Source organism: Amycolatopsis thailandensis (genome assembly GCF_002234405.1).
GTDB lineage: Bacteria > Actinomycetota > Actinomycetes > Mycobacteriales > Pseudonocardiaceae > Amycolatopsis > Amycolatopsis thailandensis.
In genome coordinates, this window is record NZ_NMQT01000164.1 from 1 (window position 1) to 17,817 (window position 17,817).

The 17,817-nt window shown below is 66.6% G+C and carries 16 protein-coding genes and 1 pseudogene; 8 read left to right on the forward strand and 9 right to left on the reverse strand.

The genetic code is table 11. The features are described 5' to 3' along the window. Positions 1-414 (forward strand): annotated as a pseudogene (locus CFP71_RS38275) (PLP-dependent aminotransferase family protein); the annotation flags it as partial. 18 nt (positions 415-432) lie between these two features. Here CFP71_RS38275 and CFP71_RS38280 read toward each other — a convergent pair. Together CFP71_RS38280 and CFP71_RS38285 are read right to left on the reverse strand one after the other, a co-directional pair. Further along, the gene (locus tag CFP71_RS38280) at positions 433-1,062 is read right to left on the reverse strand and encodes a phosphatase PAP2 family protein (RefSeq protein ID WP_093938784.1); all 630 of its coding nucleotides are present in this window, start codon (positions 1,060-1,062) and stop codon (positions 433-435) included. Positions 1,063-1,101: 39 nt separating this feature from the next. Beyond that, a complete protein-coding gene (locus CFP71_RS38285) occupies positions 1,102-2,901 on the reverse strand; it encodes a right-handed parallel beta-helix repeat-containing protein (RefSeq protein WP_093938785.1) in 1,800 nt (599 codons plus the stop codon). A 63-nt stretch (positions 2,902-2,964) separates the two neighbouring features. Here CFP71_RS38285 and CFP71_RS38290 point away from each other — a divergent pair, with 63 nt between their 5' ends. Beyond that, positions 2,965-3,855, forward strand: a complete 891-nt coding sequence (locus tag CFP71_RS38290) for a TetR/AcrR family transcriptional regulator (protein ID WP_244199989.1) — start codon at positions 2,965-2,967, stop codon at positions 3,853-3,855. A 55-nt stretch (positions 3,856-3,910) separates the two neighbouring features. Here the strand turns inward: CFP71_RS38290 and CFP71_RS38295 are convergent, their stop codons facing one another. Then, on the reverse strand, positions 3,911-4,144 hold the full coding sequence (locus CFP71_RS38295) for a DUF397 domain-containing protein (protein WP_093938786.1): 234 nt from the start codon (positions 4,142-4,144) through the stop codon (positions 3,911-3,913). Next, a complete protein-coding gene (locus tag CFP71_RS38300) occupies positions 4,134-5,003 on the reverse strand; it encodes a helix-turn-helix domain-containing protein (protein ID WP_093938787.1) in 870 nt (289 codons plus the stop codon). The genes CFP71_RS38295 and CFP71_RS38300 overlap by 11 nt, the downstream gene beginning before the upstream one ends. A gap of 301 nt (positions 5,004-5,304) precedes the next feature. Here CFP71_RS38300 and CFP71_RS38305 point away from each other — a divergent pair, with 301 nt between their 5' ends. Next, positions 5,305-6,402, forward strand: a complete 1,098-nt coding sequence (locus CFP71_RS38305; protein WP_093938788.1) for a ThiF family adenylyltransferase — start codon at positions 5,305-5,307, stop codon at positions 6,400-6,402. Between the two features lie 6 nt (positions 6,403-6,408). Here CFP71_RS38305 and CFP71_RS38310 read toward each other — a convergent pair whose 3' ends face one another. Continuing rightward, positions 6,409-7,272, reverse strand: a complete 864-nt coding sequence (locus CFP71_RS38310; protein ID WP_093938789.1) for a helix-turn-helix domain-containing protein — start codon at positions 7,270-7,272, stop codon at positions 6,409-6,411. Positions 7,273-7,857: 585 nt separating this feature from the next. Between CFP71_RS38310 and CFP71_RS38320 the strand changes: the two genes are divergently transcribed. Then, a complete protein-coding gene (locus CFP71_RS38320) occupies positions 7,858-8,991 on the forward strand; it encodes an SWIM zinc finger family protein (RefSeq protein ID WP_093938791.1) in 1,134 nt (377 codons plus the stop codon). Here the strand turns inward: CFP71_RS38320 and CFP71_RS38325 are convergent. Both CFP71_RS38325 and CFP71_RS38330 read right to left on the reverse strand, forming a co-directional pair. Beyond that, a complete protein-coding gene (locus tag CFP71_RS38325) occupies positions 8,974-11,421 on the reverse strand; it encodes a DUF6493 family protein (protein ID WP_093938792.1) in 2,448 nt (815 codons plus the stop codon). The genes CFP71_RS38320 and CFP71_RS38325 overlap by 18 nt on opposite strands. A gap of 722 nt (positions 11,422-12,143) precedes the next feature. Continuing rightward, positions 12,144-12,980 (reverse strand): NAD(P)-dependent oxidoreductase, encoded by an 837-nt coding sequence (locus CFP71_RS38330; RefSeq protein WP_093938793.1) that lies wholly within the window; start codon positions 12,978-12,980, stop codon positions 12,144-12,146. Between the two features lie 53 nt (positions 12,981-13,033). Here CFP71_RS38330 and CFP71_RS38335 point away from each other — a divergent pair, with 53 nt between their 5' ends. Continuing rightward, positions 13,034-13,417: a MerR family transcriptional regulator gene (locus tag CFP71_RS38335; protein WP_093938804.1), complete on the forward strand. Its 384-nt coding sequence runs from the start codon at positions 13,034-13,036 to the stop codon at positions 13,415-13,417. A 13-nt stretch (positions 13,418-13,430) separates the two neighbouring features. Here the strand turns inward: CFP71_RS38335 and CFP71_RS38340 are convergent, their stop codons facing one another. Both CFP71_RS38340 and CFP71_RS38345 read right to left on the reverse strand, forming a co-directional pair. Beyond that, complete coding sequence (locus CFP71_RS38340; RefSeq protein ID WP_093938794.1) at positions 13,431-14,420, reverse strand: malate dehydrogenase; 990 nt, start codon at positions 14,418-14,420, stop codon at positions 13,431-13,433. A 44-nt stretch (positions 14,421-14,464) separates the two neighbouring features. Next, positions 14,465-14,953 carry a MarR family winged helix-turn-helix transcriptional regulator gene (locus CFP71_RS38345; RefSeq protein WP_093938805.1) on the reverse strand — a complete coding sequence of 163 codons (489 nt, stop codon included), beginning with the start codon at positions 14,951-14,953 and terminating at the stop codon, positions 14,465-14,467. Positions 14,954-15,098: 145 nt separating this feature from the next. Here CFP71_RS38345 and CFP71_RS38350 point away from each other — a divergent pair, with 145 nt between their 5' ends. From CFP71_RS38350 to CFP71_RS38360, 3 genes are all read left to right on the forward strand, one after another. Further along, entirely contained in the window at positions 15,099-15,962 is an 864-nt protein-coding gene (locus tag CFP71_RS38350) for an LLM class F420-dependent oxidoreductase (protein WP_093938795.1), read from the forward strand. A gap of 257 nt (positions 15,963-16,219) precedes the next feature. After that, the gene (locus CFP71_RS38355) at positions 16,220-16,861 is read left to right on the forward strand and encodes a DUF4360 domain-containing protein (protein ID WP_167406424.1); all 642 of its coding nucleotides are present in this window, start codon (positions 16,220-16,222) and stop codon (positions 16,859-16,861) included. A 281-nt stretch (positions 16,862-17,142) separates the two neighbouring features. After that, positions 17,143-17,787, forward strand: coding sequence for a DUF4360 domain-containing protein (locus CFP71_RS38360; RefSeq protein WP_093938797.1), 645 nt, complete (start codon positions 17,143-17,145; stop codon positions 17,785-17,787). Positions 17,788-17,817 lie beyond the last annotated feature (30 nt).

Sequence of the window (17,817 nt, forward strand, 5' to 3'; positions counted from 1 at the left end):
CTCGGCCGGATGAAGGCGATCCGGCGGGTCGACGACTTCTTCGTCTCCCGGCCGTTGCAGGAAGCGGCCCTCGAACTGCTCACTGCGCCGTCCTGGGAACGTCACGTGCGGAAACTGGGCGCCGAACTGCGGGAACGGTGTGTCAAAGCGGCGGCGGAGCTGGCGAGGGAGTGTCCTGAGTGGACCGTCGCGCGCCTTCCCTCGGGAGGGTTGCACCTTTGGGTGCGGCTGCCGGAGGGGAGTGACGCGAACGCGCTCGCCCGTGCCGCCAGAGAGCGAGGAGTCGTCGTCGGGGCAGGGGAGCGCTTCTTCGCCGCCGAGCCGGCCGGACCGTTCCTGCGACTGGGCTTCGCCGCCACGGCCGACCTCGCCGAACTCGCCGAAGGCATCCGGCGACTCGGGAGAAATGTATAACGACCTATACGGCGTCGGTCAGGCCAAGATCATTTCGAGAGCCAGGTAAACACCACCGCCGAGGACGACACCGGCAGCCGTTCCCGCGGTGACCTCGGCCCTGGTGTGGTCGCCGAGTTCGACGCGCGACCAGCAGACCCAGCCGACGCCGAGGAAGATCAGCGCCAGCCATGGGCCATAGACGCGGATCAGCATCACGGCCGCGCCTGCCGCCACCATCGCGTGCATCGAGATCTTGAACTTCCACCCGAAGGTGATCGCGAGCGCGGCGACCAGGCAGACCAGTTCGGCGGCCGCGAGCGCGATCATCTCGTGCGGGGCGTTTCCGATGACGAGCAGGACGAATCCGGCGGCCAGCGAGCCGATGCAGACCGCGAACGGAACGAGCCTGCCCGCTCGATCGGTGACGTGGTGGCTGTCCCACTTGCCTTTCTTGGCGCCGCGCACGATGACCGCCATCGGGATCAGCGAGCCGGTGACACCGACGATGAGACCCCAGAGCAGGGTCTCGCCGAGGTGGTACCCGGTGACTTTCCAGGCGACGATCAGCGGAAGGCCGAGCACCCAGACCCAGGGCGCGAGCACCTCGGTCGCGATCCGCGCGAGCCGTCGGCGGGTCCCGGGCGCTTCCGTGGACTGGGTCGGCATGGCAGGTGGTCTCCTCGGAGATCGTGGCGAGAGCGATGATCATCGTTCCAGACGGCGACGTCCCGCCCGCGCGAGGATGTCGGCACCCGTCGGATCGGCCCGGACCGCTTCGGCGAAGCTCTCCTTGGGGAGCACGGTGTTCGCGGCCACGGTCACTGTCTCGGGCGGATCGTCGTAGCCGTCGGGGAGGGCATCCCAGAGGTTGCCCACGAAGGCGACGTTCTCCATCGGAGGACCCACCTGGAGCACGATCGGTGTGTCGGCGCCGTGGACGATGTTGCCGAGGACGGTGATCCACGCGGCGCCGTAGTCGGTGTAAAGGCCGAAGTTGTACGAGGTGAGGACGTCGCGGATCACGTTGCCGCGGACCATCGCCCCGCCGGCGAACGACGAACCCTGCGGTGCCGAGAGGTAGATCCCGCCGCCGTCCATCAGCTTCCCCATACTGCGTTCGACGAGGTTCGAGAGCACCTGGGTGCCCTTGGCCCGTTCGCCTCCGGTGATCACGATGCCGTTGTGCGGGACGTCGCGGATCTCGTTGTGGGCCACGATGGTCTCTTCGGATTCGACCACGAGGACGGCGGACGAGCCGCGATACTCGGTGCCGATGTGGTGGACGAGGTTGTCCTCAAGGGAGACCCGGGTGCCCGCGTGCACGGCGATCCCGCTGCCGGAGATCTCGTCGAAGACGCATTCCCGGACCTCGACGTCGGTGCCGCCCTCGACCAGCAGGCCTCCCGCGCCGAGGCGGGTGAAGTGGTTGCCCTCCACCGTGACCCGGCTGGCCGAGGTGAAGCCGACGTTGGCGGGCAACTGGACGGGCTCTGCCGGAACGTGGACGTACCCGACGTCCGCGCCGAGGTCGATCTTCTGGAATTCGCCACGTTCGTGGCGGGCGTTGCCGTGGTAGTGCAGATAGCCGCCGGTGCGAGTGGGGCCAGTCCAGGCTGCGTCGGCGAAAGTGAAGCCGCGGAAGACGAGGTCGTGCACGCCCTGACCGCTGATGAGCGTTTCGAGCACGGGGGCGACGACGGTGGTCTTGCCGATCTCCTCGCCGGTGCGCGGGCGGTAGCGCAGGACGTGGTCGCCCGCTTCGGTGCGACTGACGGCGAAAGTGCCCGGCTCGGTCAGGAAGGCCACGCTGTTCTCGAGTATGGAAGGGGCGGCGAGGCCGTCCCAGGTCCCGTCGCCGCCGGCGCCGTACCACTTCGAGTCGTAGAGGGAGCCGGCGTGGTCGAAGGCGGGCTGGGCCATCGTGATGGTGGTCGAGGACGCGTCGCCGGAGATCGACGCGACCGCGATCCGGGCTTCGGACCACGGATAGACGCCGGGGTACACGAACTCCAGGCCGGACGGGTCCGGCCACGACTGGGGCTCTGTGCTGTCCGTGACGTAACCAGTCGCTGTTTTCGTCACGGTTCCGGGTAGCCCAGTGCTGCGGGCAGCCCGTGTCGCGGGGTGGCCGTCAACGGTGAGCCGTCGTGGTGCCAGGTCGCCGATCGGTGCGGACCAGACGCCGTCGCCGTCCACGGACCAGTCGGTGATCTCACGGCCGCCGCTCAGTTCGACCTTCGCCTGCTCCGGTGTTCCGTAGCCCTGCGCTTGATGGATCACGCGGAAGCCGTTCATGCCGGAATCGCCCTTCGCGTCGTCGAAAACAAAAGGTCGCGCGAGGTGGTGGACGCCGGCGGCGAAGGTGACGACGATGTCGCCGGTCATCCCGGCGGTGACGGCGCGGACGGCTTCTTGCGCCGCGTGCGGGGTCGCGAACGGCCGGTCGGCGGTTCCGGGCCAGTCATCCCGGCCGTCGGGGGACACGAAGAACCTGTTTTCGGGCATGCTGAAGCGCTCCTGGGTGAGGTTTATGGGATATACTGCTGTTTATCACCTAAACACGGGTGAGTGACGAGCGTCAAGGGAGTGCTGGTGACGGAAGACGACTCGCAGCCGGATCCGGAGCGTGCGATCGAGCTGCTCTGGGGAGCGCCCGAGCCGGATCGGCCCGGGTTGAGCCTCGGCCGCGTCGTCGCCGCGGCGATCGAAGTCGCGGATGCCGACGGGCTCGCCGCCTTGTCGATGCGCAAGGTCGCGGAGCGGTTCGGCACCACCACCATGTCGCTGTACCGGTACGTTCCCGGCAAGGCGGAACTGGTGGAACTCATGCGCGACGCCGTGTATGGCGAGTTCCCGGTGGAGCCTTCGGCGGAGCTCGGCTGGCGGGCGGGCCTCGAACGCTGGGCGCGACGGGCGTGGGAGTTGCACCGACGGCACCCGTGGCTGGTCCACAGTGCTGGAACCCGTCGTCTTCCTGGTCCGAACATCATGGCCAGCTACGACCACGCGCTGGACGTGGCTTCGCGAAGTGGCCTGGCGCCGTCTCAGGTGATCGCGGTGGTGAACCTGGTGGGCGGATTTGTCGAGTCGGCCGCACGTCAGGCGGGGGAGGTCGCGGAACTGCAGCGGCGCACGGGCGTGTCCCATGAGCGCTGGTGGAGCGAACGAGAGTCCCTGTTCGAGCGCCTCGACCGCTATCCGGCCTTGGAAGCGCTGTGGAAGAGCGGGGGAATGGACGCGCCGCTCGATCCCTTCGAATTCGGGCTGAGTCGCACTCTCGACGGAGTGCAGATGCTCGTCGAAGGCCAGGGGAGTGAGGTAATGCGTGACGAAAGTAGCGGGGGAGAGTGTGCCATCTGTGGCAAACCTCTGGACGGGGGAGGGCGGGGCAGGCCTCGGGACTACTGCTCACGGGCTTGTCGGCAACGCGCCTACCGCCGGCGTCAGGCCCAGGCCTGAACTCGCACTTCCGGCGGTGGTCCGTTCCGGGTGGCCGGAACGGACCACTCGCACATCAGGCGAGCAGATGGTCGAATTCGCCGTTCTTCGCGCCGAGCACGAAGGCTCGGATCTCGTGTGGTTCGAAAACGAGGACCGGGCTGTTGTCGCCGAGCTTCGAGTCCCGGACTCCCACGTAGCCGGTTACGGAGTCGTTGACCTCGACGCAGCCGCCTGCGCCGGCGCTGTAGCTCGACTTCCACCAGCCTGAAAGGCCGAGCAGGGTGGGACGGGTGGTATCAGTGTTCATTGAGTTCCCTTGCCAAGTTCTGTAGGAAGTTCCGTGTTCGCCCGGGGTGATCCGCTTGCGCTTGAAGACGCTCGAACGTGTTGCGGAATCGGCGCAGGTCCTCTTTGTCTTCGTAGTACAGGCCTTCGCGCCGATTTTCGACGTACACAGTTCCGGGATCGCCACTGAATTCGGCGGGATAGTCAATGATAATGAACGTGCCATCCGAGGCGCCATGGGCACCGGCGGTGAAAGGAAGCACCTGGATGTCGATGTTCGATCGTTCGGACAAATCCATCAGGTGTCGCAGTTGGGCGCTCATCACCGCTGGGCCGCCCACCTGACGGCGAAGGACGCCCTCGTCCACTATCGACCATATCTGCGGCGCGTCCCCAGGTCGATCAAGTATCCCTTGCCGCGCCATCCGCAGGTCCACCATGGTTTCGAGTTCGGCTTGGTTGTCCCAGCGGCGACCTTCTCGCATGAGGGCGAGAGCATAGTCGCGAGTCTGGAACAAGCCATGTAATCCGACCAGGTCCACGATGCTGATACGGGCGGCACCGGTTTCCAGGCCGAGATACAGGTTGAACCAGTCGAAAACCCCGTAGTCGAAGTTTATCCACCAGTCGCGGCCGCGTTTCGCGCGCTTGATCAGATCGAGGAAACGCGGTACCTTTTCGGGTACTCCATAAAATTTGAGCAGAATTTCGAGATCGGCGGGTGCCGGCAGATTTCGCGAGGTTTCGATATGTGCGATGACCGTCGTCGCCTTGCCGATGCGCTCGGCCGCGGTGGCCCGGTCGTAGCCCGCCGCTTCCCGGAGGCGCTTCATCTCGAGCGCGATCCAGCGCTTGATGGCGGTGGGGGTCAGTGTGCCCACGAAGTCACCACCTCCTCATAGTCTTGTTGCTGAGAGTGACCCCAGGATCACCCGCTTGGCCCCACAGAAGCACGTAGACGTCTCCAATGTATCGCTCTACATTTGAGGCGTCCACAACGGGGCACTCTACAATGTAGAGATTCTTCCGCCGGTAGGCGGGTCGGCGCGTCAGGCTCGTTTCTCGGCGTGGTCGGGGGAAAGGGGGTGACCGGTGATGATCGAGATCGTGATGGTGGAGCGCGACGACGCGATTCGCCACGTCTACAGCTCAGACAACGGTTGACCTTGGGAGGGGTTCGGCGTGCGTCCACGAATCAAGAATGAGCATCGTCCGGTCCGATTCGGCGACGGCTGGATCCGGATCGGCGGTGAGGTGTTCGGCATCGCCGCGGAGTTGAGGGACTCCGACGGTGCGGTGTGGGCGTTACTGGACCTTCTCGACGGAACGCGAACGGTGAGCCAGGTCGGCGCCGACCTGGCTGATCGATTCCCGGACTCTTGTCCCGACGAGGTCGCCGCGGCCATCGAGACGCTGGCCGAGCTCGGGTATGTCGAGGACGCCGATGAGCCTGCCGTGGTCGCGCTGACCGCGCGACAACTCGAGCGTCACTCGCGAAGCCGGTCGCTCTACCGGTGGATCGATCTGACGCGAAGAACTTCGAGCTGGGATTTCCAGGTGCTGTTGGCTCAGGCGCGGGTGGTGCTGGTCGGCGTGGGCGGCGTCGGCTGCACGGCCGCCCTGAGCCTCGTCATGTCGGGGGTGGGACGGCTGCACTGCGTCGAGCCGGACCTGGTCGAACTTTCGAACCTCGGCCGCCAGATCCTGTACACCGAGCAGCATCTGGGTCTGCCGAAGGTGGACGCGGCGGTGGCCAGGTTGCGAGCGGCCAACTCGGACGTCGAGGTCACCGGAGAGTCGACCCGGATCAGGGGAGTGGCGTCGCTGCGAAGACTGGCCGCCGACTGCGACGTCTTGATCATGACCGCCGATCGCCCGCCGGAGATCCGGACCTGGACGAACCAGGCGTGCGCGTCGACGGGTACGCCTTGGGTTTACGGGGGATATCACGGCCCGCAGGTCAACCTTGGGATCTATCGGCCCGGGGCCGGGCCTTGCTACGAGTGTGCCCGCCTCACCGAGCAGGATCGCGACGCCGCGCGGCCGCCGCTGGCGACGTGGCGGCCCGCCGCGAGCATTCCGGCACACGCCGCCAACGCCGTGACCGCGGGTGTCGCGGGCAATCTGGTGGCGCACGCCGTGATGTGCCTGATCACCAACGCGCCGAAGCTCGCGCTGAACTGTCAGTACGGCTTCAGTCTCGCCACGATGGACCACAGCTTCGTCACGAGCCTGGAAGAGCCGCACGCGGAATGCCGGACGTGCCGGGCCGCCGTCTGATCGAGGTCAGGAGCCGGACGTCAGCTGTCGCGCCACGTCCTGGATCAGCCGGGCCGCCGCGGCGCCGGATACGGCCTCGGCCTGCAAGAGGCCGAACATGTGCTCGTACAAGGCGACCTCTTCCGGATCCCTGATCAGGTGCTCGCCGGCGAACAGTTCCACTACGACCAGGTCGTCGTAGATGCTGAAGCCGTGCAACGGAGCGACCGGTATGACGCTGTCGAAGGGCACGATCCGCAGGTCGACGGTGCGCAGGCCGGCGAGCGTGTGCAGCCGGTCGAGCTGACCGAGCTGGGTTTCGAGGTCGCCGATCCGGGTCCACAAGGCGGCTTCGCCGATCACCAGCGGCATGGGTTTACGCGGATCGTGCAACAGCGTCTGCCGGTCGATCCGGACGGCCACCATTTGCTCGATGTCAGTGGCGCCGCCCGTCCGTGCCGGGCCGGAGGGGAGCGCGAGCAGCTTCCGCATGAAGTCCGGTGTCTGCACCAGTCCGGGAACCAGTGCGGGCTGGAAGATTGCGACGCGAGAGGCTTTTCGCTCCCGTTCGCGGACCGATCGCTGCTTGGCGGCCGCTCCGCCGGTCTTTCCGAACTCCTGTCGGAAAGACACCGACTCCACCCGGGCGCGCTTGAGCAAGTCGGCGACCGCGTCCTCTTCGTCGACGGCGTCAGCCGCGGTGAGCCAGCTCGTGATGTCGTCGCCGGTCGGGAACTGGGTCGCGGTCTCTATTTTGGACACTCGCGATTGGGGCCAACCCAAGGTCTTGGCGAATTGGTTGCCGGATTGCCCGGTGGCGGCGCGGATCTCACGGAGTTTCGCGGCCAGCCGTGCGCGATCGGAGCTGGGGTGGGGCGACGACGTGGGCATGGGCTTCTTTCGCAGGGGGGCGGGGCTGCGGCTCGGTGCGTGATCATACTCCGGCCCAGCACTAGAGCGCGAATAGTACACGAATAGCCGCTTCGGGCGCGCATAGTTAGCGAATAGCATCAAGTGGTACCAGCCGGGTCGAAGAGTGGGGAGACCGATGTTCGCCAACTGGATCCAAATCGCCGAACTCGCTTTGCTGCCGCTGGGGTTGGGAGTCGGCTACGCCGCTGGGCGAATCTGCAGGCAGGAAGAGCGCGCCTCGTTCAACGGGGGAGTGACGTTCACTCACCCTGGCTTGGTTTCGGAGTATCAGGACCCTGCCCCCGACGTGGGCGCCACTTGGGGATCGGCCAGATAGCCGACCCCAGGGGAGGGAGGACGCCGGACACGTCGAACCTCCGGGTGGGGGAGGGCGGCGGCAGGTCTCGAAGTCATCGGTCGAGACCTGCCGTCGACAAGGTTCCAGTTGTCCCAAGTCAAAAATGTATAACGCCCTATACGGCATGGCAACCAGCAAGATCACCTTCCTGACCTTGAAGAATAAAATCCGCAAAGAATGTCAGGGACCCTGGCTAGGGTTGCCCGGTGATCACCGAGATCCTGCTCGAACCGGCGGAAGAGAACGTCGAGACACCTGTGCTTTTCGAGGGCTTCCTCGAACCAGGAGCACAGGCGGCTCAGGCACTTCTCGTGCTGGGAAAGGTCGCGCGCACGCGATTCTGGATGCCGCCGTCGATGGTGAACCGCCTTATCGCCGAGTCCGATCCGGTGTTCACGGCGGACCGCACGACGCTGCGGGCCGAGTCCTTCTCGCCGTGCTGCGGGGTTTACGCGAGGCTCGATCTCCTGGAGACGGGTAGTGACGGCGAGGGCTGCACGAACGTGGATCTGTCCGAAGCGACGCGGACGGTCCTGGCCGGGGTCGTGGCGCGGGACCCGTTGCACCTGACCGTTCGTGGCGAGGGAATCCAGCTGAGCACGCTCGACGGTCATAACGACGAGTCGCGGGTGCCGCTGCCGGATCGCTGGGTGGCGGGCTTCGCCGAGGTCGCCGCTGTCACCGCGAACGCGGTCAAGACGGCGGAGCTGGGCAAGCTCGAAACGCGGGCTTTTCTGCGCAGGCTGCCCACCGCCGTCGGCAGGTCGTGGGCCGTGCCGTCGGGGAGCGGACTCCGGTTGACTTCGCGGCCCGGCCCGGACTCGATCCCGGCGTCCGGGCTGCACCGGCTGCGGGTGGTCGAGCCGCTGATCCGATTCACCCAAGGATTGTCCGTCTACACACGACCAGACAGTGAGGTCGCGAGCTGGGTGCTCCAGTTGGAGCGGGCGCGGGTCGTCGTGACGCTGTCCCCGGAGGCCTCCCGTGGATTCTCGGGTGAAGGCGGTTGGCTGAACGCCTTGGCCGCCGGTCTCGACGCGCCTGAACTCGTAGCAGGTCGTGCCGGTCACGACGTCGTCGACGGCACCTGGTTCCCACGGGAGCTGCCGAGTGGAAGTGCTCCGGCGAACGGCAGGCTCGCGAAAGCGCGCGAGCTCGTAGCGGCCGGCGCCGTCCGTTTGTTGCCCGACGGAGGCTACGAGATCACACGTTCCGGGTCGGTGCAGCGCGTGCGGTTGTCCCCGGTGGGTTGTACCTGTGCCTGGTGGGCCAAGCATCAGGAGAGTCGAGGGCCGTGTTCCCACGTGTTGGCGGCCAGGATGTCAGTGACCGAGGCGTGACGCCGCCTTCGCCGCTTTCGAACTGCCCTTGAAGCCCGTCAGCCAGTCCTTCGTTTCGGCGCTGATCGTGCCCGCTCCTCGGTCCACCAGATCGGCGGCGAGTTCGAGCAGGGCGAAGATGCCGCGGTGCGAGGGTTCCAGCTTCGGCAGCAAGGTGTCCACTGTGGACAAGATGGCGATCGGGTGTTCGTTCGCGATGACCGAAAGCCGGGAGGTCAGCCTTGTCGGAACGAGGTGAGGGCCGAATACTCCCAGCGCTTCGCCGAGCGCGCTGGGCCCGAGCATTCGCCGGTCCAGCAATGTCAGCGCGGCGTCCGTGCCAAGCTGTGCCGAGGTGGGTCGCTTCAGCACGAGTGTGGTGGCGATGAGCATCGTCCCGGGGTGGCCGGGGATGGAGGGGCTGTCCAGAAACGGCGGTAGTGCGGCCTTCTCCACGGGATAGCCGACTTCGTAGTCGTTGTAGAACAGATTTCCGGCGACGGCTGCTTCGAGGTGGTCGCGGTCGTAGGGCGAGGAGACGGCTTCGTGGCATTCGGTGAAGCCGAGCCACTGGTGATCCGTTTCGTCGAAACGGATTCCGAGCCAGGGGTTCTTCGGCGCGACGGCCTTGGGCTGTTGTTCGACGTCCAGCGAGGTGACGCCGTAGTCGCTGGGGCCGACTTTCGCTGTCCAGGTGATCGGTGGTCCGGGGTTCCCGTGGAGCGCGGCGGCGGGATCGGCGGATTCCGGGTGGCGGGCGCGGGCGGCGGCGAGTGCGGTCCAGCCGGTGTCGTCGATGGCCGGTCCGCCGAGGGCGTAGCGGATGGTGTCGGCGTGCGGGCCGGTGAGTTTCGCGGCGAGGGTGAGAGCTTCGGGTCGGGTGTCCGGGGCGAGCCGGAGCAGTGCGTCGACGACGTCGTCCTCGGGCGCTTCGGGGTGTTCGAGCATGCGGGTGACGAAAACGACCGGGTCGAGCCAGCCGCCCTGGTGGGTGGCCGCGGAGACCGGGCGGGCGTTGCCGTCCAGCAGTGCGGTGACCCGGTGGTGGAGCGGGCGTCGCCAGCCGTCGACCTGCGGTGGGCGGGCGATGTCGCGGCCGCTGAGGCCGAGGACGAGGGTGGCGATCAGGTGGGGGACGGCCGCGGGGTACTTCTCGCCCGTGATCTTGGTGGCGCGTTTGACCAGTGGTTTGAGGGCGTCCTTGAGTTCGTCGGCGACGCGGTGTGCGCCGTCAAGGGCGGCCAGTAGGAGGTCTGCTTGATCGGGGTCGGAGAGAAGGGAGGACAGGGCTTCGGCGACGGCTGCCGGGGTGTCCGGGATGTCGAGCGGGATGGTCAGCATCGTGCGCTGTGCCCACGGCGGTCGCACGGGTTCCGGGTATTCGGCGGCGGCGATGGCGGCCGGTGCGTCCGGGGTGACACCGAGTCGAGCGGTGGCCAGGGCGCGGACGTCGGAGGCTTCGTGGGTGAGTGCCGCTTCGAAGACTTCGTTGGCGAGGTCGGTGAGTTCGGGACGCCGGTCGGCGATGCGGGTGGTGAGTTTGAGGGCGAGTTTGGCGGTGGCGGCGCCGCGTCCGGCTGCGGCGGCGGGGAGGTGCTGGAGGGCGATTTCGTCGTCGAGGTTGCCTTGTTTGTCCACTAGGGACAGTGCTTTGACGGCGAAGGAGACGGTGCGGGGGAGGCCGCTGCCGCAGAGCCGGGCGTAGCGGGTTTGGGCGGCGGCGCGCTCGTCCGGTGTGGGGGCGAGCGTTTCGTGGAGGGCCGCGTACCACTGGGCGCGGAAGGCGGCGAAGTCGCGGGCGAGGACGTCGAGGGTGAGGTCGAGCAGCCTGGTGCGGTCGACGTCGCCGGTCGTGGTCAGTTCGAGTAGCGCGGTGGACCACTTGTCTTCGTCGCGGACGTACTTGTCGAAGGCGGCGAAGCTGGCGTCGCCGTTGCCTTCGAGTTCGAGGAGTTCCCAGAGTTCGGTGAGTGCTTCGGGTTCGGTGCGGAGCCGTTCGGCGAGGGGTTTTCCGCCGAAGCGTCCGGCCCAGCGGAACCAGCCCGAGTAGTAGTCCGGGGTGCGGATGGGTTCGAGGTCGCCGTCGAGGGTCATGCGGCGGATCGCTTCCCAGGCGGTCTGATGGCCGATCATGCGGAGGGCGATGGTCTTGCGTTCGGCGAGGGGCCGGTCTTGCAGGACGCGTTCGAGGATCGTGGGTGAGGCGATCCAGAGTCTGCGGAGCAGGGGGTCGCCGGCGGGGAGGACGGCCCAGAGCGCGGTCGCGGCTTGCTGGCCCTTGCGGGGGTTTCGGGCGCCGTAGGTGTTGGGTTCGATCTCGACGAACTCGCTGCTGTCCTTGAACGCGGCCAGGAGTTCGGGGGCGAGGGCTTTTCGCTCGGCTCGGGAGAGTTCGAGTGTCCGGGTGAGGACGTCCGAGGGTTGGCCGGTGAGGAGCGCGTCGAGGTGCACGGGTCCATTGTGTCCTCAAGGTGGTCGAGCGTGGCGATTCGGGTTCTGGTGGGCCGGTATCTGGGTCCGTTACGTCGTTTGCCGCTGGACGTGGCCGGTAGGGCTTTGATCAGTGCGGCGCGGGTTGTGAAAGCCACTTTCGCAACGTTGAAGGTTGTGAACGTGGCTTTCGCATCACGACCACTCCGGTCCGGCGGTCCCGGCGGTATCGAGCGTCGCGAAAGCCACTTTCAGGACGTCTGATGTCCTGAAGGTGGCTTTCGCGACACGGCGCAGTGAGTCCTCTGCATCCCCTGGCCCGCCGGAATAGCGCGATCCCGACACCTCCTCCGCCAGGTCGGTCCAGATGGCCGCGAGTGGCGATTCGGGTTCTGGGATCCTCCGGCAAGCCGGGTGGTTGCTTGATCCGAGCGTGGAGGGTCAGCAGGTACCGGTCCGAAAGTGCCGATTCAGCGAGCGCCGGGAGCCGACGATGTAGGAATTAGGACGTTCAACGTCCCGATTCCTACATCGTCACCAGTGCTCCGGCGACTGGGCTTGATCAACCTCGGTCAAGACGCCCTCGCCGACAGCCGAGCGGGGAAGTTTCCGGTCGTTCAACGTCCGGAATCCTCCCCCGTCACACCTACCCCGAGGTTGCCGATCAGGTTGATCTCGGTGGAGAGGACGTCGATAGTCCGGAAGATGGGCCAGTACGGGCCCACGGCACAGCAGTTCCGTTCCTAGAGGGCGGCGAGCCTGCCGAAGCCGTCTTTCCCGTGTCCGGCGTCGAGGGCTCGTTGCACCTCGGCGCGGGCGGAGGACAGGACGCCGTTGTCGAGGTCTTGTGCGCGGATCGCGTCGAGGATGTGGTCCATGGTGGCCGCGGTGGAGTCGAGGTCGCCGTGGTCGCCGGGATAGCGGTCCGAGTCGATCTGGCCGGCGAGCAGGTCGATCATGTCCGGGAAGAACCCGAGCAGTGCTTTGGCGTGTCCGGCGATGTCGGCGGCCTCGATGTTCTCCGCTTTGGCCAGGGCGAACATGTGCACCACGCCGCTCATCGAGGTCCAGAGCATGTCCTGCAAGGAGGCGTCGAAAGCGGCTGCCTGACCGGGGGAGTCCCCGACGTACCGGGTGTTCCGGCCGAGCGCGGCGAGGGTGGACCGGTGTTTTTCGTAGACGTCGGCGGGTCCGCTGAAGAACAGGGCCGCGTCCGGGCCGCCGATGGCGTCGGTAGTGGCCATGACGACGCCGTCGAGGTAGTCGATGCCGTGCTCGGTGGCCCAGTGCGCCATCGCGCGGGCTTGTCGTGGTGAGCCGCCGCTGAGGTTCACCAGGGTGCGGCCCTTGAGCGCATCGGCGTCGAGGATCGACTGTGCGACGGCGTAATCCCGAACGCAGACGATCACGAGCGGGCTGGCGGTGATCGCGTCGGCCGCTGTGGTGGCGACGGTGGCGGTGAGGCCGTTTTCCTTGCCAGGAGTGCGATTCCAGACGGTGGTGGGGTGGTCGGCGGCGGCGAACGCGGTGGCGAGGGCGTGTCCCATGGGGCCGAGTCCGAGGACGGTCACGGTGGTCATGGCGGCTAAGCTAAACCTTGACATTGACGTCAGAGTCAAGTCCGGGGGTGCTGATGCGGATCGGGGAACTCGCGCGGCGGACCGGTGTCAGCGAGCGCTCGCTGCGGTACTACGAGGAGCAAGGTCTGCTGACCCCGCGGCGGCGGCCGAGCGGTTATCGCGTGTACGGCGACGCCGATGTGGCGGCGGTGCGGCGGATCCGGATCCTTCTCGGGGCGGGGCTGAACACGGCGCAGATCCTGGAGATCCTGCCCTGCATCGTCGACGAGGACGGCTGGCTGACGCCTGAGTGCCCGGAGCTGGTCGACGCGTTGCGGCAGCAGCGGAACCGGATCGACGAGGCGATCGGTGAGCTGGAGACCACTCGCGCGAACCTCGACACGATCATCGGCAGCGAAAAGGCGGCCGTGTCCCGGGGGACACGGCCGCCTTCGTGAAGCGGGTTCAGGCTCAGATGAGGCCGAGCTTCTTCACCGCGTCGCGCTCTTCGGCCAGCTCGTTGACCGAGGCGTCGATGCGGGCGCGGGAGAAGTCGTCGATCTCCAGGCCCTGGACGATCTTGTACTCGCCGTTCGCGGCGGTGACCGGGAACGAGGAGATCAGGCCTTCCGGGACACCGTAGGAGCCGTCCGACACGACCGCCGCCGAGGTCCAGTCACCCTCGGGGGTGCCGTTGACCCAGGTGTACACGTGGTCGATCGCCGCGGAGGCGGCCGACGCGGCGGAGGACAGGCCGCGGGCTTCGATGATCGCCGCGCCGCGCTTGGCGACGGTCGGGATGAAGTCGTCGGCCAGCCACTGCTGGTCGGTGAGGACCTCGGTCGCGGGCTTGCCGGACACCTCGGCGTGCGCGATCGACGGGTACTGGGTCGCGGAGTGGTTGCCCCAGATCGCGACCTTCTTCAGCTCGGTCACCGGTACGCCCAGCTTCTTCGACAGCTGCGCGAGGGCGCGGTTGTGGTCGAGGCGGGTCATCGCGGTGAAGCGGTCGGCCGGGACGTCGGGCGCGTGCGCCTGCGCGATGAGGGCGTTGGTGTTGGCCGGGTTGCCGACCACGAGGACCTTGATGTCGCTCGCCGCGCCGGCGTTGATGGCCTCACCCTGCGGCTTGAAGATGCCACCGTTGGCCTCGAGCAGGTCGCCGCGCTCCATGCCCTTGGCACGGGGGCGGGCGCCGACCAGCAGGGCGACGTTCGCGCCCTCGAAGGCCTGCTTCGGGTCGTCGAAGATGTCGATGCCCGACAGCAGCGGGAACGCGCCGTCTTCGAGTTCCATCGCGGTGCCCTCAGCCGCCTTGACCGCCTGCGGGATCTCCAGGAGCCGCAGCTTCACCGGGGTGTCCGGGCCGAGCAGCTGACCGGACGCGATGCGGAAGAGCAGCGCGTAGCCGATCTGGCCGGCCGCACCGGTGACGGTGACGTTGACAGGGGCTTGGGTCATTGCGGTTCTCCAGCTTGAGGCGACATCGACTTTGTACCGCGATGCTAGTCCTGTCCCGAGTCGCCGTTCGGGTGCGTCCAGTCACTGTTTTCTTGATCGATGCCGTCCGCGGCCACGTTCGCGGCGAGCCGGGACAGGAGTCCCGCCAGTGTGGTGATCTCTTCCTCGCTGAATCCGGCGCGGATGCGTTTGTCGTGTGCGATCGCCGCTTTCGCCAGCCGGTGGAAGACCGTTTCACCCTCGTCGGTGAGTTCGACTACATGAACCCGCCGGTTGTCCGGGTCGCGTCGCCGGGTGATCAGGCCGCCGCTCTCCATGGCGTTCAGGTGGTGGGTCAGTGTGGCGCCCTGGATGCCGACGGCGGCCGCGAGTTCCCGTTGGTTGGCCACGCGCCGGGTCTTGAGCGTGATCAGGATCTGCCACACGGGCTGCGAGCCGCCCTCGGCGGCCAGGGCCTGGTCAAAGGCGCGCCCGACGGTCTTCGCGGTCTTGGCGAGGACGACGCCGATGGGGGCCGTGGTCGGTTTCTGCACGCCGCCCAGCATAGTGCATCAATCTAAGGGTTTGACATCGAATCGTTTGATATCTAACGTTTATGGCATCGAACGAACCGGGGGACGTCGGGGAGGGCCGGGCGTCCTCAACTTGCTCCGCCTCGCGAAACAAGGATGTGTACCCGTGAGAATCAGCGTCAGCGTCACCGACTTCTCCTGGCCCGGCGGACAGGCCGGACTGGTCGACAACCTCACCGAGATCGCCCGGGTCGCCGACGCGACCGGCCTCGACACCCTGTGGGTGGCCGACCATCTTCTGCAGGTCGCGCCGGGCAGCGCCCCGGACGCCGAAATGCTGGAGGCGTACACGACCCTGGGTTTCCTCGCCTCGGCGACGTCCCGGATCAGGCTCGGCACGATGGTCAGCGCCGCCACCTTCCGCGCGCCCGCCCTCCTGGTGAAGGCCGTCACCACGCTCGACGTGCTTTCCGGCGGCCGCGCCTGGCTGGGGATCGGTGCCGGCTACCAGGAAGACGAGGCGCGCGCGATGGGACTGTCGCTGCCGCCGGTCGCCGAACGGTTCGAGCGGCTGGAGGAAACCCTCCTGATCGCGCGCCGGATGTGGGACGGCGACACCTCTGCCTTCACCGGGCGGCACTACCGGCTGGAACGGCCGGTGAACAACCCGCCGCCGGTGCGGCGTCCGCGTGTGCTCATCGGCGGCACCGGGCCGAAGCGGACCCTGCGGCTGGTCGCCGAGTACGCCGACGCGTGCAATCTTTTCGACGTCCCCGATGGCGGCAAGACCGTCCGCGGGCACCTGGACGTCCTCGCCCGGCACTGCGCCGACGTCGGACGGCCGGTCGTGGAGATCGAGAAGACCATCGCGACCAGGCTGGCGCCGGGGGAGTCCTCAGAGGACTTCGCCCGCCGGTGTGCCGAGCTCGCGTCCTGGGGACTGGACCACGTGGTGGTGATCACCGCGGGCCCGTGGCGGCCCGAGGCGGTGGCGGCGCTCGGCGATGCCGTGAGCCTGGTCTCCGCCTGAACCGGCCTGTCTTCCCGGAATCGTCAACGCGCGAACCGCGAAGACAATTTCCATATCGTGCGAACCGAATGGTGTTTTCCGGGTTCGGCGGCGTTTCCGTTGAGCCCGGAAAACGGTTACAGACCATAATATAATTTCATGAACCCGATTGCCGGGACGGTTTCGTCCGATCGGCGGGCGGCATCGTGGAGATCGTTTCGCTAACATGAGTCCGCCCAGTTCCCCGCCCCCCGTGTGGAAGTTTTGGGAAGGACCCCATGCTCAATGCAGTGGTTGCCGCCGTATCACTTTTCTCATCGATAATAACACCGAATAGCTTGGCGCCGCCCCCGGGACCGCCGCCCGACCGCGTTGTCATCGACGTGGTCACGGTCAACGGTTCCGGCTGTCCGCCGGGTTCGTCCGCGGTCGCCGTCGCCAGGGACAACACTTCCTTCACCGTGACCTACAGCGAATACACCGCCCAGGTCGGCGTCGGCTCGAAGCCCACCGACTTCAGGAAGAACTGCCAGCTCAACCTCAACATCCACGTGCCGCAGGGATTCACCTACGGTATCGCCAGCGCGGATTACCGAGGATTCGCCTATCTCGAATCGGGCGCCAAGGCGCTGCAGCGGGCGAATTACTACTTCCAGGGCAATTCGCCGACAGCGCAGGTGAGTCACCCTGTCAACGGGCCGATCTCGGACAACTGGCAATTCCGTGACGAGGCCGAAGGCGGCGTCATCATCTACAAGCCGTGCGGCGAGGACCGGAATCTCAACGTGAACACGGAACTGCGGGTCGGCGCGGGTTCATCGGATCCGAAGAAGACCACCAGTTTCATCACGATGGATTCGACCGACGGCGCGTTCAAGACCACCTATCACTTCTCCTGGAAGGTCTGCCCGGGCGTCTGAAATCGTCCCCAGGGTGACGGCCTGCTTCCCGGCCCGGAAGAAGGCCGTCTCCCACCCATGCCTGGTCAGGGCCTTGGCCGCCCTGTACGAGGAACTTTGCGGCTCGTCGTCGCCCTGCCCGGCGGCGGCGAGTCTTCTCGACGACCCTGTTTCCGCGGTCACCTCTGAGTCCGGTGACCGAATCCATTTTCGCCCGATCGTCGGGGGCCGGGAAAAGATCGTCTCGCTGACATCGAATCCTGCCCGGATCCCCGCCGTGTGGAAGCTTTGGGAAGGATCCCATGCTCAACGTGCTGGTTGCTGCCGTAACGCTTTTCTCTTCGGTCGTCACTCCGAGCGGTTGGGTGCCACCCCCGTTGCCGGCCGACAAGATCGTCATCGACGTGGTGACGGTCAATGGAACCGGATGCAGACCCGGTACCGCGGCTGTTTCCGTATCGCCGGACAACACCGCGTTCACCGTCACCTACAGCGAATACACCGCCCAGGTCGGAATCGGCGCGAAACCGACCGATCTGCGCAAGAATTGTCAGCTCAACCTCTATGTCCACGTGCCGCAGGGATTCACCTACGGCATCGCGGGCACCGATTACCGCGGATTCGCGTCCCTGGCCGCGGGAGCGACCGGAGTCGAACGAGCGAACTACTACTTCCAGGGCAATTCCCCGACGTCCTACGTGGCCCACAACCTCAAGGGCCCGTTCGAAGACAACTGGCAGTTCACCGACGACATCGAGGTCGGCGCCATCGTCTACAAGCCCTGCGGTGAGGACCGCAACTTCAACATCAACACGGAATTGCGGGCCGCGGTCGGCACTTCCGATCCGAAGAAGACCACCAGTTTCGTCACGATGGACTCGACAGACGGCTCGATCAAGACCACCTACCACTTCTCCTGGAAGAACTGTCCCAAACCGAAGAACTGATCCCTGAGGCGGCGGCCTTCTTCGAACCTC